The organism is Shinella sp. JR1-6 (assembly GCF_004284735.1).
Classification (GTDB): domain Bacteria; phylum Pseudomonadota; class Alphaproteobacteria; order Rhizobiales; family Rhizobiaceae; genus Shinella.
The window spans coordinates 1-13712 of sequence record NZ_SHMI01000026.1; the positions used below are offsets into that span (position 1 = coordinate 1).

Annotated in this window: 13 protein-coding genes; 6 read left to right on the forward strand and 7 right to left on the reverse strand. The window is 62.5% G+C overall.

Annotated elements, in window-relative coordinates; translation table 11 throughout:
* Positions 1 to 33: 33 nt before the first annotated feature.
* The 3 genes from EXZ48_RS28135 to EXZ48_RS28145 all read right to left on the reverse strand — a co-directional run bounded on the left by EXZ48_RS28135 (position 34) and on the right by EXZ48_RS28145 (position 3096).
* Positions 34 to 273, reverse strand: a complete 240-nt coding sequence (locus EXZ48_RS28135; protein ID WP_207900523.1) for an ATP-binding cassette domain-containing protein — start codon at positions 271 to 273, stop codon at positions 34 to 36.
* A gap of 73 nt (positions 274 to 346) precedes the next feature.
* Entirely contained in the window at positions 347 to 1645 is a 1299-nt protein-coding gene (locus EXZ48_RS28140; RefSeq protein ID WP_023516454.1) for an ABC transporter substrate-binding protein, read from the reverse strand.
* Between the two features lie 50 nt (positions 1646 to 1695).
* Positions 1696 to 3096, reverse strand: coding sequence for an amidase (locus EXZ48_RS28145; RefSeq protein WP_130520077.1), 1401 nt, complete (start codon positions 3094 to 3096; stop codon positions 1696 to 1698).
* A 138-nt stretch (positions 3097 to 3234) separates the two neighbouring features.
* On the opposite strand from EXZ48_RS28145, the gene EXZ48_RS28150 reads away from it, so the two are divergent.
* Entirely contained in the window at positions 3235 to 4191 is a 957-nt protein-coding gene (locus EXZ48_RS28150) for a LysR family transcriptional regulator (RefSeq protein ID WP_024270765.1), read from the forward strand.
* Between the two features lie 172 nt (positions 4192 to 4363).
* Here EXZ48_RS28150 and EXZ48_RS28155 read toward each other — a convergent pair whose 3' ends face one another.
* Positions 4364 to 5110 carry an SDR family NAD(P)-dependent oxidoreductase gene (locus EXZ48_RS28155; protein WP_130520079.1) on the reverse strand — a complete coding sequence of 249 codons (747 nt, stop codon included), beginning with the start codon at positions 5108 to 5110 and terminating at the stop codon, positions 4364 to 4366.
* 129 nt (positions 5111 to 5239) lie between these two features.
* Here EXZ48_RS28155 and EXZ48_RS28160 point away from each other — a divergent pair, with 129 nt between their 5' ends.
* The gene (locus EXZ48_RS28160) at positions 5240 to 6268 is read left to right on the forward strand and encodes an aldo/keto reductase (protein ID WP_130520081.1); all 1029 of its coding nucleotides are present in this window, start codon (positions 5240 to 5242) and stop codon (positions 6266 to 6268) included.
* Between the two features lie 43 nt (positions 6269 to 6311).
* Here EXZ48_RS28160 and EXZ48_RS28165 read toward each other — a convergent pair whose 3' ends face one another.
* The 3 genes from EXZ48_RS28165 to EXZ48_RS28175 form a co-directional block, all read right to left on the reverse strand.
* Complete coding sequence (locus EXZ48_RS28165) at positions 6312 to 7823, reverse strand: UxaA family hydrolase (RefSeq protein ID WP_130520083.1); 1512 nt, start codon at positions 7821 to 7823, stop codon at positions 6312 to 6314.
* Positions 7824 to 7981: 158 nt separating this feature from the next.
* Positions 7982 to 8311, reverse strand: a complete 330-nt coding sequence (locus tag EXZ48_RS28170; RefSeq protein ID WP_024270768.1) for an L-rhamnose mutarotase — start codon at positions 8309 to 8311, stop codon at positions 7982 to 7984.
* 44 nt (positions 8312 to 8355) lie between these two features.
* Positions 8356 to 9036: a GntR family transcriptional regulator gene (locus EXZ48_RS28175; protein WP_130520085.1), complete on the reverse strand. Its 681-nt coding sequence runs from the start codon at positions 9034 to 9036 to the stop codon at positions 8356 to 8358.
* A gap of 213 nt (positions 9037 to 9249) precedes the next feature.
* Between EXZ48_RS28175 and EXZ48_RS28180 the strand changes: the two genes are divergently transcribed.
* From EXZ48_RS28180 to EXZ48_RS28195, 4 genes are all read left to right on the forward strand, one after another.
* Entirely contained in the window at positions 9250 to 10080 is an 831-nt protein-coding gene (locus tag EXZ48_RS28180) for an amidohydrolase (protein WP_130520087.1), read from the forward strand.
* Between the two features lie 165 nt (positions 10081 to 10245).
* Positions 10246 to 11763: a sugar ABC transporter ATP-binding protein gene (locus EXZ48_RS28185; protein ID WP_023511929.1), complete on the forward strand. Its 1518-nt coding sequence runs from the start codon at positions 10246 to 10248 to the stop codon at positions 11761 to 11763.
* Complete coding sequence (locus EXZ48_RS28190) at positions 11760 to 12758, forward strand: ABC transporter permease (protein ID WP_023511928.1); 999 nt, start codon at positions 11760 to 11762, stop codon at positions 12756 to 12758. Before EXZ48_RS28185 ends, EXZ48_RS28190 begins: the two co-directional genes overlap by 4 nt.
* Entirely contained in the window at positions 12758 to 13711 is a 954-nt protein-coding gene (locus tag EXZ48_RS28195) for an ABC transporter permease (protein ID WP_130520089.1), read from the forward strand. The genes EXZ48_RS28190 and EXZ48_RS28195 overlap by 1 nt, the downstream gene beginning before the upstream one ends.
* Position 13712 lies beyond the last annotated feature (1 nt).

Consider the following 13712-nt stretch of genomic DNA (forward strand, 5'->3'; position numbering starts at 1 on the left):
AGGTGGCCGGATTTTACTCCGCCCGCAGCAGCATTATGCCGCCGCTACCGTGGCCGACTTTTGCACCGCCGCTCTCATCCTTCCTTCGGTCGCTGGCGTTACGCCTGTCACCACGTCGAAAAAGGTGGTCTTGCCTGCGCCGTTCGGCCCGCCGATGCCGACGATCTCGCCACGGCTGACGGTCAGCGACATACCATCCACCGCCGAAAGCGAACCGTAGCGCTTCACGACGTTTTCGCATTCCAGCAAGATTGTCCCGCTGCTTTCCATCATCCCGCTCCTTCCGCCATCGGTATCGGCCACTTTCGCGGCCGATACACAGATTCAGCGCTGCACCTGCAGGAGCCTATTTGATCCAGGGTGGCAGGACGAACGCATCGGTGGCGTAGAGCGCCGGCGCGATGAGCTTGGGGTCGGTCGTGTGGTCCTGATGCTGCAGGAACTGATGCGGCATGCCCAGCGAAGGATCGGCCGTCTGCGTCGGGTAGCAGTAGGCCGACTGTCCGGCGGTATCGGCCCGATAGGTCCCGTTGACGCCGCGATAGACATTGCGTCGCATGACGGCCGCCACCTTGCCCACTTGCTCCTTGTTGAAGGGCTCGCCCGGACCGCCGGCAATGGCGGCGGCAATCGCCCACATCCACAGGCCGTCATAGGTCTGCGATCCCGTGATGTAGGCGGAGTTCGGGCCGAACTTCGCGCGATAGGACTCGCGGAAGGGCTTCGAGAATTCGTCCGGAAGGCAGCCGACGACCGTTGAATAGATGACGCCGTTGATGCTCTCGCCGCCGATCTCGCGAAAGGCGGGAAGCGACGGGCCGTATTGCATGTAGACGAGGCTGTTCGTGGGCTGGGAAAGGAACTGCACCATGAACTGCGCAAGATCCTGCGGCAGGAAGTGCGTCACGATGATGGCGGCCGGCGGGTCCTGCCGCAGCTTTGCCAGCGTGGGCCCCCACTGGTTGGTCGGGAACGGCACGGTTTCGAACAGGCTCACCTCGAAACCGTAGTCCTTGGCCTTGTCGCGGATCGCATTGGCGATCACGATGGAATACTCGTTGGCCGAGGGAATGATGGCGATCTTCTTGTTCGGCGCCGTCCACTTGCCACCTTCCGAAAGGGTCTTCAGGAAGTTCAGGCAGCCCGGTCCATACCAGAATTCCGGAGGGTCGCCCTGGAAGGAACCGTAATACCGCTCGGGATCGGTCTTGAACTTCTCGTTGTGCGAAATGAGCGTGTTGTAGTGCATCATGATGACGTCGTTGTCGGCTGCGACGTCCATTTCGATCATGTTGGTGCCGAGGTTGTAGCCATTGATGATCACCGGCGTGTTGAAGCGATCGACCAGCCGCTGCATGGATTGGGATACGAGGTCGGCGCCCATCTCCTTGGTGTCTTCGATGTGAATCTCGACGGGCCGGCCCAGAATGCCGCCGGCGGCGTTGATCTCCTCGGCGGCAAGGTCGAGCCCGTTCTTGAACTCGATGCCGTCCGCCGCTGCGATGCCTGACATCGGCAGCGCCGAGCCCACTGCAATCGGGGACGTATCCTGCGCCCGGACGGACCTGTTCATATCGGCAAGGAGCATGCCGCCGGCCGCACCGGCTCCCAAGGCTCCCTGAAGCATTGCACGTCTATTCATCATAACGGTTACCCCTTTTATAGTTGGTTGTGTTCGTCATGCGTGGTCGGTGCTTACCTGGAAAACATCACCTCCAGGCCGGCCGCGGCGGAAAGGACGGCAGCGTCTTCGCCGCGTGCTCCGATGATCTGGAAACCGACAGGCAGGCCGGCGGAGGTGAAGCCGCACGGTATGACGCAGGCCGGTTGCTGGCTCAGGTTGATGGGAAAGCTGAAACCGGCCCATTCCGTCCAGCGGCTGAAGGCGCTTCCCGCCGGCACTTCGAGCCCCGCGTCGAAGGCAGGCAATGCCGTCCCGGGCGAAACCACGAAATGGTATTCGGCAAGCAGGCGATCCATCGCTGCGCCGTATTCGCCGCGCCGGACCTGTGCGAGAACCAGTTCCGTCGAGCTATACGCCGCGCCGGCACGAGCGATTTCGAGAAAGCCTGGATCGATCAACCCACGTTCCGCCTCGGGGATCGAGGAAAGGCGCGCCGCAGCACCGGTGAACCAATGATGATGGAAGAGGTCCAGAAGGCCTTCCGCGGGCAGCGCAATCGGCTCCACGATAGCCCCCGCGGAGGACAATCTCGAGACCGCGGCATCGACCACCGCGGCGACCTCGGGATCGAGTGTCCCGCTGGCTGGTTTCGACCAGTATCCGATGCGTTTTCCGGCGAGGCTCGCAGCTTCTCCAGGCTCGAGGCTCGCCAGCTTGCCGACGCCCTGGGCCCAGTCGCGGATGTCCCTGCCGGACATCGCCCTTAGCATGGCTGCCGCGTCGAGGGCGCTTCGCGTCATTGGCCCCACATGGGCGACGGTGCCGAAGGCGCTTGCCGGATGGGCCGGAACCCGGCCGAAGGTCGGCTTATGGCCCACGATACCGGTAAAGGACGCAGGAATGCGGATCGAGCCGCCGCCGTCTGTTCCGAGATGAAAAACCCCCGCCCCGACGGCAGCGGCTACGGCTGCGCCACCGGATGATCCGCCGGGCGTTTTTTCCGTGTTCCACGGATTGCGCGTCACGCCGAAAAGTGCGCTGTCCGTGATGGCTTTCCAACCGAATTCCGGCGTGGTGGTCTGTGCGATGAAGATCGCGCCGGCCTTGCGCAAACGGGCCACGGACGGCGCGTCATCGCCATGGGGGCGTGCCGGTGTCGTGGTGCTGCCGTAGCGCACACTCCAGCCTTCGACCCACACGATATCCTTGAGCGTTGTCGGGATGCCATCGATATCCGAAAGGGGCGCACCCTTCGCCCAGCGCTTCTCGGCTGCGTCGGCGGCTGCAAGTGCACCATCATGATCGATGAATGTGAAGGCGTTGAGCGTGGCGTTCACGTTCTCGGCGCGTTCTATGGTTGCCCTGGCGACTTCGACCGGCGAAAGCGTGCGATTGCGATAGGCTGCCGCAAGCGCTGCGGCGTCCATACGGCATAGCTCGGCCGCCCCTTCGAGAGGGTTTTGAAAAGGCATTCTATCGTTCCCTTGATTTCGTATATCCCTGCATCTTGCGGCAGGTTTGTTCGTTGAGGGCAGAATGAACCTTTCCTTCGCACGCACAAAATGTATTCTTTCGCATAACTTCATACATTTTCTGGAGCATTCGGTTCGATGAACCTGACGATCCGGCAGCTGCGCTATGTCTGCGAAGTCGCAAGCCTCGGCAGTGTACAGGCTGCGTCAAAGGTCCTGCATATCTCGCAATCCTCCATTCTTGCGGCGATCACACTCGCCGAAGGGGAGATGGGAGCACGCATCTTCGAGCGGCGGCCGGCGCGCGGAGTTCAGGTCACGCCGGCCGGCGAGCGCTTCATCAGCGCGGCCCGGATCATGCTTTCGGCTGCGACGGAGTTCGACAGGGCAATCGGCGACCTCGCCGACCGTGTGCCGAAGGTCTTGCGCATCGGCTGTTTCGAACCGTTCGGTGCCCTGTTCATGCCGGAAATGCTGCGCATGTACATCGACAATGTCGGCGATGTCGAAATCGACCTTCTCGAAGGGGACCAGGTGCAGCTGCAAACTTGGCTGGGCGAGGGGCTGATCGATCTGGCCGTTCTCTACGATATCGGCACCATCACGACAGGGACGATGACACGGATTTGCAAGGTTCCGGCCCACGCCGTCCTGCACGTCGATGACCCGCTGGCGGCCAAGGATGCCGTCTGGCTATCGGAGATTGCGACGCGTCCATTCGTGTTGCTCGACATGCCCCAGACGGCGACATATCTGCTGACGCTGTTCGATATCCTGGCGAAGCGGCCGGATGTCCGCTTTCATACCCGCTCCTATGAAACGGTCCGTTCCGCGGTTGCGTCTGGTTTTGGTATGTCGATCCTCAACATGCGCCCTATAGGCCGGGCAACGTCGGACGGCCAGGGCATCGTGAGGCGCCCGATCCTCGACGAACTCCCGCCGCCATCGGTCATCGTCCTGGATCTCTATGGAAACGCGAAGCCTCTGTTCGTGCGGCTCTTCATCGAAATCATCCGCCGGTTTTTTCGCGAGGTCGGCCCGTCCGGGTTTTCCGTTTGCATTGAGAAGAGGCATTCCGCCTTGATCTTTGGCTGATAGCGGCGAACTGGACGATGGCCGCGGCATGCACCATCGGCAACTGTACAGGACCTGATCTGCGCTTGCAGAGATTGCCTGCATCGCCTCGGCAAGGATAGATCGAGGGGGTACTATACGATCTTAACTCAACTTTGTTTGGTCGTGTTTAACCCCCAGACGCGTGGCACCGTCAATACGTCGTCCTTCCGCCGGAGAGATCGAAGGTCGCGGCGGTTGTGAAGCTGTTCTCCTTGGAGAGCAGCCAGGCGACCATGGAGGCCGCCTCGTCGACGTCCAGGAAGCGGCCCCGCGGTATGCGCGAGCGCATATATTCGATGAACTCCGGCGTCAGCTGTTCGAGGATACGGGTCTGGGCGGTCGCCGGCGTGATGCAATTGACGGCGATGTCGTAGCCGGCAAGCTCCTTGCCGAGCGACTTGGTAAGGCCCATCACGGCAGCCTTCGAAGCCGAGTAGGCAGCGGCATTCGGATTGCCTTCCTTGCCGGCAACCGAGGCGATGTTGACGATACGGCCGTAGTTGCGTTCCTTCATGCCGGGCACAAGCGCCCGGTTGACGTAGAAGGTCCCATTGACGTTGATGTCGATTATCTTTTTCCACATGGCGATGTCGTAGATATCGAGCGGCGCTGCGGCCCCGGCAATGCCGGCGGAGTTGACGAGAAGCGAGGCGGGGGCTGCGATCTCTTCGGTGCGCGCCCGCGCGCCGTCGACCTGCTCCCAGTCGGAGATATCGACGATAACTGTTGTGGCGGCGCTGCCGAGGGTCTTGCGGGCCGAGGCCAGCAGAGCCTCATCGACATCCCAGAGCGTGACGGTGGCGCCCGATGCAACGATACGGCGTGCCATGGCAAAGCCAAGGCCCTGCGCGCCGCCTGTTACCACCGCATGCTGGCCTGACAAATCGATCCGGTTCATGGCTTTCCTCCGCTATCGGGCTCTTTTCTCCGGCACCGTTGTGCTGCCTTGATCTCCGCTATTATATTAGTGTAACAACGCAAGCAAGGGTGACCGGTGATTTTCGCGCGGTCTTGCGAGGAGGGTTTCATGCGGGCTGGCGAAGCGAGGACAGTTGGCAGGACAGGGCTTAAGGTGACGGCTCTCGGCATGGGTACGGCGGCCATGGGAGGGCTCTATGCGCCGGTTTCGGCGGATGCGTCTCTGGCGGCCCTCAAAGCGGCCTGGCAGGCCGGTATCCGTCATTTCGACAGTGCACCGATGTATGGTCTCGGTCGCGCCGAACATTTGCTCGGCCATTTTCTGCGGGAAAAGACGGACGCTGCCGCAACGTTCACGGTCAGCACCAAGGTCGGCCGGCTCATGGCGCGTGAAAGGCCGGGCCGCGATCTGCCGCCCGCGCCACCGAAAAACCCGCTCGATTCCGGCTGGCACAACGGCCTGCCGTTCAGAGAGGTCTTCGACTACTCCTACGATGCCATCATGCGCAGTTTCGATGACAGCGCCCAGCGCACGGGGCTTGAGCGGCTGGACCTCCTTTTCGTGCACGATATCGGCACCGTTACCCATGGCGTGGCGCAGGCCACCCACTGGATGGCGCTGACGAAGGGCGGGGGCTTTCGGGCGCTGGAGGAGCTGCGGGCAGCCGGCCTCATCCGTGGCTTCGGTCTCGGGGTCAACGAGGCCGATATCGTGCTGGACGCAATGAACGAGGCTGCGCTCGACTGCACGCTCTTGGCCGGCCGTCACACGCTGCTGGAGCAGAACGCGCTTACCCTGCTCGACAAGGCACAGGAGGTCGGCATGGGCATCATGATCGGCGGCGTCTTCAATTCGGGCATTCTTGCCGGCGGTCCCGGTGGCCATCGAAAGTTCAACTACCAGGACGTGCCCGAGGCTGTGGGGATACGGGTGAAAGCCCTCTCGGAGATCTGCGAGCGTTTCGGTGTGCCGCTCTCGGCGGCGGCCATTCAGTATCCGCTGCGCCATCCCGCCGTTACGACGGTGCTGATCGGTCCACGCGACGCAGAGCAGGTCCGACAAAACATCGGCTGGTTCGAGCAGGATGTACCGGGGGAGCTCTGGAAAGCCCTGCAGCACGAAGGTCTTGTTGCCTGATCGGGAAGGCTTTACGCCCTTTTTTGGAGGGGGCGTGTGTGCCTTACATCGTCGCACCGATGTTCCAGGGCACGAATTCGAGATCGCCATATCCGAGTTGCTCGGATTTCGTGAGTTCGCCGGATGCCGTGCGCAGGATGAGATCGAATATCTGCCGGCCCTTTTCCTCCAGCGAAACGCCGCTTAACACGTCGCCGCAGTCGATATCCATGTCTTCGATCATCTGCTCGTAGATGTGGGAGTTGGAGGCGAGCTTGATCGACGGCGTCGGTTTGCAGCCGAAGGCTGAGCCGCGGCCCGTGGTGAAGCAGAGGATGTTGGCCCCGCCCGCCACCTGCCCGGTCGCCGAGACCGGATCGTAGCCCGGCGTGTCCATGAAGACGAGGCCGGTCGTATCGACAGGATCGGCATATTCGAACACGGCGCGCAGGTTCGTCGAGCCACCCTTTGCCGCCGCGCCGAGTGATTTTTCAAGGATCGTCGTCAGGCCGCCGAGCTTGTTGCCGGGCGAGGGATTGTTGTTCATTTCCATATTGTGGCGGGCAGTGTAGTCCTCCCACCAATGGATCCTTTCGACGAGTTTCTCGCCGACTGCGCGGCTTTCTGCGCGCCGGGTCAAGAGATGCTCAGCGCCATAGATTTCCGGTGTTTCCGACAAGATGGCCGTGCCGCCTTGCTCGACAAGCAGGTCGACGGCCGCGCCGAGCGCCGGGTTTGCCGTAATGCCCGAATAGCCGTCCGATCCGCCGCATTGCAGTGCAAGAACCAATTCCGATGCGGGCGCAGCGGTTCGCTTGTGCGCGTTCACGGCCGGCAGCATCTCGTAGATCGCATGCACGCCCGCTTCCACCGTCTTGCGCGTGCCGCCGGCCTCCTGGATCGTCAGGGTGCGAAAGGTGATGTTTTCCTCGACGCCAAAGGTTTTCATCCAGCGCGGAATCTGGAAAACCTCGCAGCCAAGACCGACCATCAGCACGCCGCCCACATTCGGATTGGTCGCAAAACCCCATTGAGTCTTCTTGAGCATGTCATGGGCTTCGCCATTGACGTCCAGGCCACAGCCCGTGCCGTGCACGAGCGAGATGACGCCATCGATGTTCGGATAGTTCCTGAGCACACCCGATTTGTTGACTTCCTCGGCGATGAAGCGGGCAGCACTCGCCGAACAGTTCACGGATGTCAGGACGGCGACGTAGTTTCGCGTGCCGACCTTTCCATTGGCGCGGCGATAGCCGAGGAAGGTGGCTCGCGCCGCTTCCGGCAGCACATGTGTCTCCTTCAGGTTTTCGCCGAACATGTAGTTCCGCTCAAAGGAATCGACATAGACATTGTGTTCGTGAACCCAGTCGCCGGGTGCGATCGCATCCTTCGCAAAGCCGATGACCTGACCGTATTTGATGATCGGCTGATCCTTGCCGATCGCTGTCATCGCCATTTTGTGACCGCGGGGGATGCGGGTCGTTGCCACCACGCTCCCCGCAAGGTCGCCCGGATTGAACGGGTCGGTCACCAGGACGATGTTGTCGGCGGCGGAAAGCTGGATGAAACGGGCCATGATATGCTCGGGCGGGTGACGCAGGCGCGCTCCGCGATGGAGTTTGTGATATTTGAATACTAATATAATAGTAGCGATGCGGTCAAGCATGGCAATGCCCTGGGAGCTGCATCGAAACCTCGCGGTGCGAGATGGAGGGGATTTACGTTCCCGGGACGTCAGTCGTGATGGAAGACTTCGACCATGTCCGCCCACCACTCTCCGTCCTTGCGGGTGGCAAACGGCTGCTGCAGCGGATCGCAGATCTCCCACCATTTCTGCATGGCCGGCGAGCGTGCCATCTCGGCGGCATCCACCTTGAAGTCGGCGCCGTGATATTCCCAGTAGGCAAAGAGCAGATTTTCCGGCTCGCGCAGAAAGATCGAATAGTTGCGAATGTTGGCCGCGCTGATGACTGCCAGCACCTCCGGCCAGACGGCTGCGTGCAGCGCCCTGTATTCGTCGATGACGTCAGGCTTTAGCCCGATGCACAGGCCCATGCGCTGCATGCTGCACTCCTTGAAGAGAGGTGAGGGCGGGGCGGCTGAACCCTTCAGCCGAATGCGTTGTTTGCGGCGGCAACTTCCAGCGTGTTGCGCAGGGACGTATTGAGGTGCTCGCGCATGGCGGTGGCCGCTGCCTCGCTGTCATGGCGCTGCAGCGCCTTCAGGATCGCCTGATGCTGCAAAATGGTCTGGTCGCCGTAGCCGGGCTTGGGAATGGCGAGGTAGCGGCCACGATCCATCTGCGCCTTGGAAATGTCGACTGCGCGCCAGAGCATGTGAAAGCCGTTCACTTCTGCGATGGTGCGATGAAAGATGTCATCGAGTTGGATGGCATCGCTGAAGCGGCCGCGGGCGATCGCCGTCTTGTGGGCGGCGATGTTGTCCTCCAATGCCTCTGCCTGGGCCGGGGTCAGTTTCTCGGCGGCGCGGCGCGCGCTTTCCATTTCCAGCGCATTGCGAATGACGTAGGCTTCCTCGATGTCGCGGATGCTGATGCGCGCGACGAAGGTGCCGGTCTGGGCGAAGACGTTGACGAGGCCCTCGTCGCTGATGCGCTTGACGGCTTCGCGCACGGGTGTTCGGGAGACGCCAAGCGACTGGGCGATCGCCATCTCGTTGATCGATTCCCCTGGTTTCATCTGGCCGCTGACGATCAAGCTGCGGACCTTGTGATAGATCTGGTCGCGCAGCGGAAGGGAGCGGTTGAGATTGGATGCGTCGATGTCCATGGCCACCGTGACTTGTGAGAACGATTGAAGCGATATTTCAGATTAGCAGCTTGCGAGCGAGGGGCGCCAGTCTCCGTGCAGGCATATCCTGTGGTCTGAATTCTTCCTGTCCTGTGTGTTGGTCTGCACGAATCCGCATTGCGGATGTGTTCATTATAATACTAGTGTTATGCACAAAAGCCAATATGGGCGCCCGAAGCAAGGGGAAGCAGGTTGATCATCGACGCGCATCATCATCTGTGGCGGGCGGATCGTGGTGACTATCACTGGATGTCGCCGGATGTGCCCGTACTGGCACGCGACTATCTCGCGGACGACCTCCGTCCCGTCCTGCGGCGCGCCGGTGTCGACCGGACCGTGCTCGTCCAGGCCGCGCAGACCGAGGCCGAGACGGATTTCCTGCTTTCTTTGGCGTCGGATGCGGATTTTGTTGCCGGCGTGGTCGGCTGGCTCGATTTCGAGGACGCGGCGTTTCCCGTCAAGCTTGAGGCGCTGATGCGCCGTCCGAAATTCGTCGGGTTGCGGCCCATGTTGCAGGACCACGCGGACGACGATTATATCCTTCGCCCGGCGGTTCTGGCCAATATCGGCCATTTGGCAGCCTCGGGTGCGGCGTTCGATATTCTCACGTTTCCCCGTCATCTGTCCCGGATCGCACGCATGCTCGATGCCGTGCCTGACCTGCGAGCCGTCATCGATCACCTGTCGAAACCACCTGTGGCGAGCGGCAGAATGGAGGGGTGGGCCGAGGATATCGCGCGGGTGGCTGTGCATCCCCACGTGCATTGCAAGGTCTCCGGCCTCGTTACCGAAGCGCGGCATGCGGACTGGGTGCCGACGGATCTCGCCCCCTATGTCCATCACGTCTTTCACGCCTTCGGTGCGGACAGGCTGGTGTTCGGCAGCGACTGGCCGGTCTGCCTTCTTGCCGCCTCCTATGCAGAGGTGCTGAACGCCGCGCGGGGCATCCTTGATCCGCTGCTCGATGCTGAAGGCATGGCCAAGGTGTTCGGTAGCAATGCGGTGAAATTCTACCGTCTCTGACCTCGCCATGGCGGGATGCCGTCGTTAGGGCGGCATGCCGGATGGATGCACAATATTGATTGGCCGAGGTCGCTTGTCACTACTGTTATATTAGTGTAATAGAACTTCGCCGGCTGGAGGAACGAGGCATCGCGAGCGATGCGAGCCGGGCTGGGGAGGGGTGAAATGCCGTCGGCCGCAAACGCACTGCACATGAGGGGGATCAGCAAGGTCTTCCCGGGCGTGAAGGCACTCTCCGGTGTTGATCTCGCCGTTCGCTTTGGAACCGTTCATGCCGTCGTCGGCGAGAACGGGGCCGGCAAATCGACCCTGATGAAGATCCTGAGCGGTGCCTATGCGCCGACAACCGGCACGATCGAAGTGGCGGGCGTGGAAGTGCGGATGAAGCGCCCGGCCGATGCCCAGAAGCTCGGTATCCGCATGGTGCACCAGGAATTGAACCTCGTGCCGGATCTTACGGTCGCCGAAAACATCTTTCTCGGCCGTATGCCGAAGCGGTTCGGCTTCTTCGACCGCGGCGGCATGGTGCGCCGCGCTGGCGCAGTCCTCGGTGAGCTCGGTGCGTCCATCGATCCGCAACAGCGGCTGGGCGACCTGACCATCAGCCAGCAGCAGCTGGTGGAAATCGCCAAGGCCCATGCCGCCGCGCCGCGCATTATCGTGCTCGACGAGCCGACCTCGAGCCTCAGCGAGCACGAGACGGCGGCGCTCTTCCGCATCCTGCGCAAGATGCGTGACGACGGCATTGCCATTATCTACATCAGCCACCGCCTCAAGGAAGTGCTTGAAATCGCCGATGAGGTGACGGTTCTTCGCGACGGCAGCATGATCGAGACGCGGCCCGCCAGCGGCATTACCGCCGCGCAGATGATCCGCCTCATGGTCGGCCGGGAGGTCAGCAACGTCTTCCCGAAAACACCGGCGGCTATCGGCAAAACTGTTCTGGCCGTGCGCGGCATCGGTGATGGCGACCGCTTCCATGACATCAGCTTCGATGTGCGCGCCGGCGAAATCCTTGGCCTTACGGGGCTTGTCGGCGCCGGGCGCACGGAAGTCGCGCGGGCCATTTTCGGTCTTGCGCCGTTCACCACGGGCACGGTCGAAATCGACGGCGTGCCGGTGAACATCGGCTCGCCGGCTGCAGCGGCCCGGGTCGGCATCGCCTATGTGCCTGAAGATCGCAAGGGCGACGGCATCGTGCCGGCCATGACCGTGCGGGAGAATATCAGCCTGCCGGTGCTGCGCCGTCTTGCCAATGGTTTTGGTCGTGTCCGCCGTGGCGACGAGCGCGAACTTGCCGGCACCTATGTCAAGAAGTTCTCCATCGTGCCGCCGGATGGCGAGCGTCGCATCGGCCTTCTCTCGGGCGGCAACCAGCAGAAGGCGGTCATCAGCCGTTGGCTCGCCACCGATCCGAAGGTGCTGATCCTCGACGAGCCGACGCGCGGTGTCGACGTCGGCGCCAAGGCGGAAATCCACGGCATCATCGGGCAGCTCGTCGCAAACGGTATGGCCGTCGTGATGATCTCCTCCGAGCTGCCGGAAATCATGGGCGTATGCGACCGCGTGGTCGTCATGCGTGACGGGCGGGCATCCATGCCGATCGCCCGCGAGGGCCTGAGCGAGGAGCGCATCATGGCGCTCGCGACGGGTGAGGAAAGTGCAGAAGGAGAGGCCGCATGACGGATGTCGCCGCCATGGGACAGACAACGAAGGTGGCCGATCGCTTCAGCCAGGGTAGCCGTGCGGTTGGGCTTCTTTCGCGCGGGGGCCTGTTGCTCGCCATCCTCGCCGTCATTGTTTACGGCACCATCGCCAATCCCGTCTTCTTCACGGCCGGCAACTTTGTGAACGTGCTGACTTCCATGTCCATCGTCGGCATCGTGGTCGTGGGCATGACCTTCGTGCTCGTCGTTGGTGGCATGGCGGACCTCTCGGTGCCTGCGACCATCGCCTGCGGTGCGATCCTGTCGCTCGCCCTCCAGCCCTATATCGGACCCGTTCCCGCCTTTGCCGTCGCGGTCCTGCTGGCGGGGCTCACCGGCCTCGTCAACGGCCTTCTCGTCGGCTATGTCGGTATCAATCCCATCATCGCGACACTCGGCATGGGCACGATCGTTCTCGGCTTCGTGCAGGCTGCCGTTGGCGGCGTCATCGTCTACGGCGCGGACCCGAGTTCGGCGGATTTCGTCAAGAGCCGCGTTCTCGGCGTACCCATGATTGCCATCATCTTCATCGCGATCGCCTTTCTCGGCAATTTCGTGCTGTCGCGCTCCTTTTGGGGGCGATGGACGATTGCGACGGGTGGCAACTACAGTGCGGCACAAGCGAGCGCCGTGCCGGTGCGTGCGGTTCGCGCCGGTGCTTTCGTCATCACCGCCTTTGCCGCAGGGTTCAGCGGGGGGCTGCTCGGCCTGACCTTGCAAAGTGCGCGCCCCTTCGTCGGCCAGGGTTACGAGTTTAGCGCCATTACCGCCGTCGTGGTAGGCGGTGTGTCGATCATGGGTGGTTTCGGCTCCATTCCGCGCGCGATGGCCGGTCTCGTCTTCGTGCAACTGCTCACCAATGTCATGGTCCTCCAGGGTGTGCGCACGCCGATACAGGGCTTTGTCCTCGGCCTCCTGATTGCCGGCGCCGTCGCGCTCGACATTGCATTGCGCAAGCGGGGGGTTGCCTGATGGCCATGCTCCTGCGCTATCGCGTCGCCGTCATCCTCTGTCTCACGCTCATCGTGGCAGCGCTCCTGGTGCCCGGTTTCGTCAGCCTCACGACGCTCAGCCTCGGCCTTGATCGCGGTTCGACCATCGGTCTCATCGCCATCGGTCTCACGGTTCTTCTGATCGCCGGCCAGATCGACCTTTCCGTCGGTTCGGTCTTCGCGGTTTCCGGTATCGTAGCGATCATGCTCCAGCCGGCGCTCGGGATGGGATGGGCTGCCGTTGCCGGTGCGCTGGCCGGCGCGGCTGCCGGCGCCGTCAACGGCTTCCTCGTCGTGGTGCTGCGCATCAATTCGTTGGTCGCGACGCTGGCCACTATGCTGGTCTTCCGCTCGGTCGCGCACTGGATGACGGCAAGCCAGCCGATCCCGGGCACCGACATCATGTTCTCGATCACGCTGAGCGAGATCTATCTGGAGGTCTTCACCGTCCGCAGCGGCCTGTTCCTGATCGCCATCCTCGCCCTGCACGTCTGGCTGACGCGCACGGTCGCCGGCCGCAACCTCTTTGCCGTCGGCTCCAATGCCCATTCGGCGGAGGCGAGCGGAATTTCGGCGGATCGCGTCATGGTCCTGTCTTTCGTCTTCGCGAGCACGCTTGCCGGCGTGGCCGGCGTGCTGCAGAGCCTTGCCACCAATACCGGCTCTCCCGTCTACGGTTCGGAACTGACCGTGGCTGTCATCGCGGCGGTCGTCGTCGGGGGGACGCGGCTGGAAGGCGGGCGTGGTTCGGCGCTCGGCACGCTCGGCGGTGTTCTCACCATCGCGGCACTGACGACGGCAATGGAGTTCCAGTCGGTCCCCGCCTACATGCAGCAGGTCGCCTCCGGGCTGATCCTGCTCCTGCTCGTCGTTCTCGACCGAACCGTTCGCAGCGGCCGGCGCAAGCCTGCCGCGAACGCTGCCCCCGCCTGAT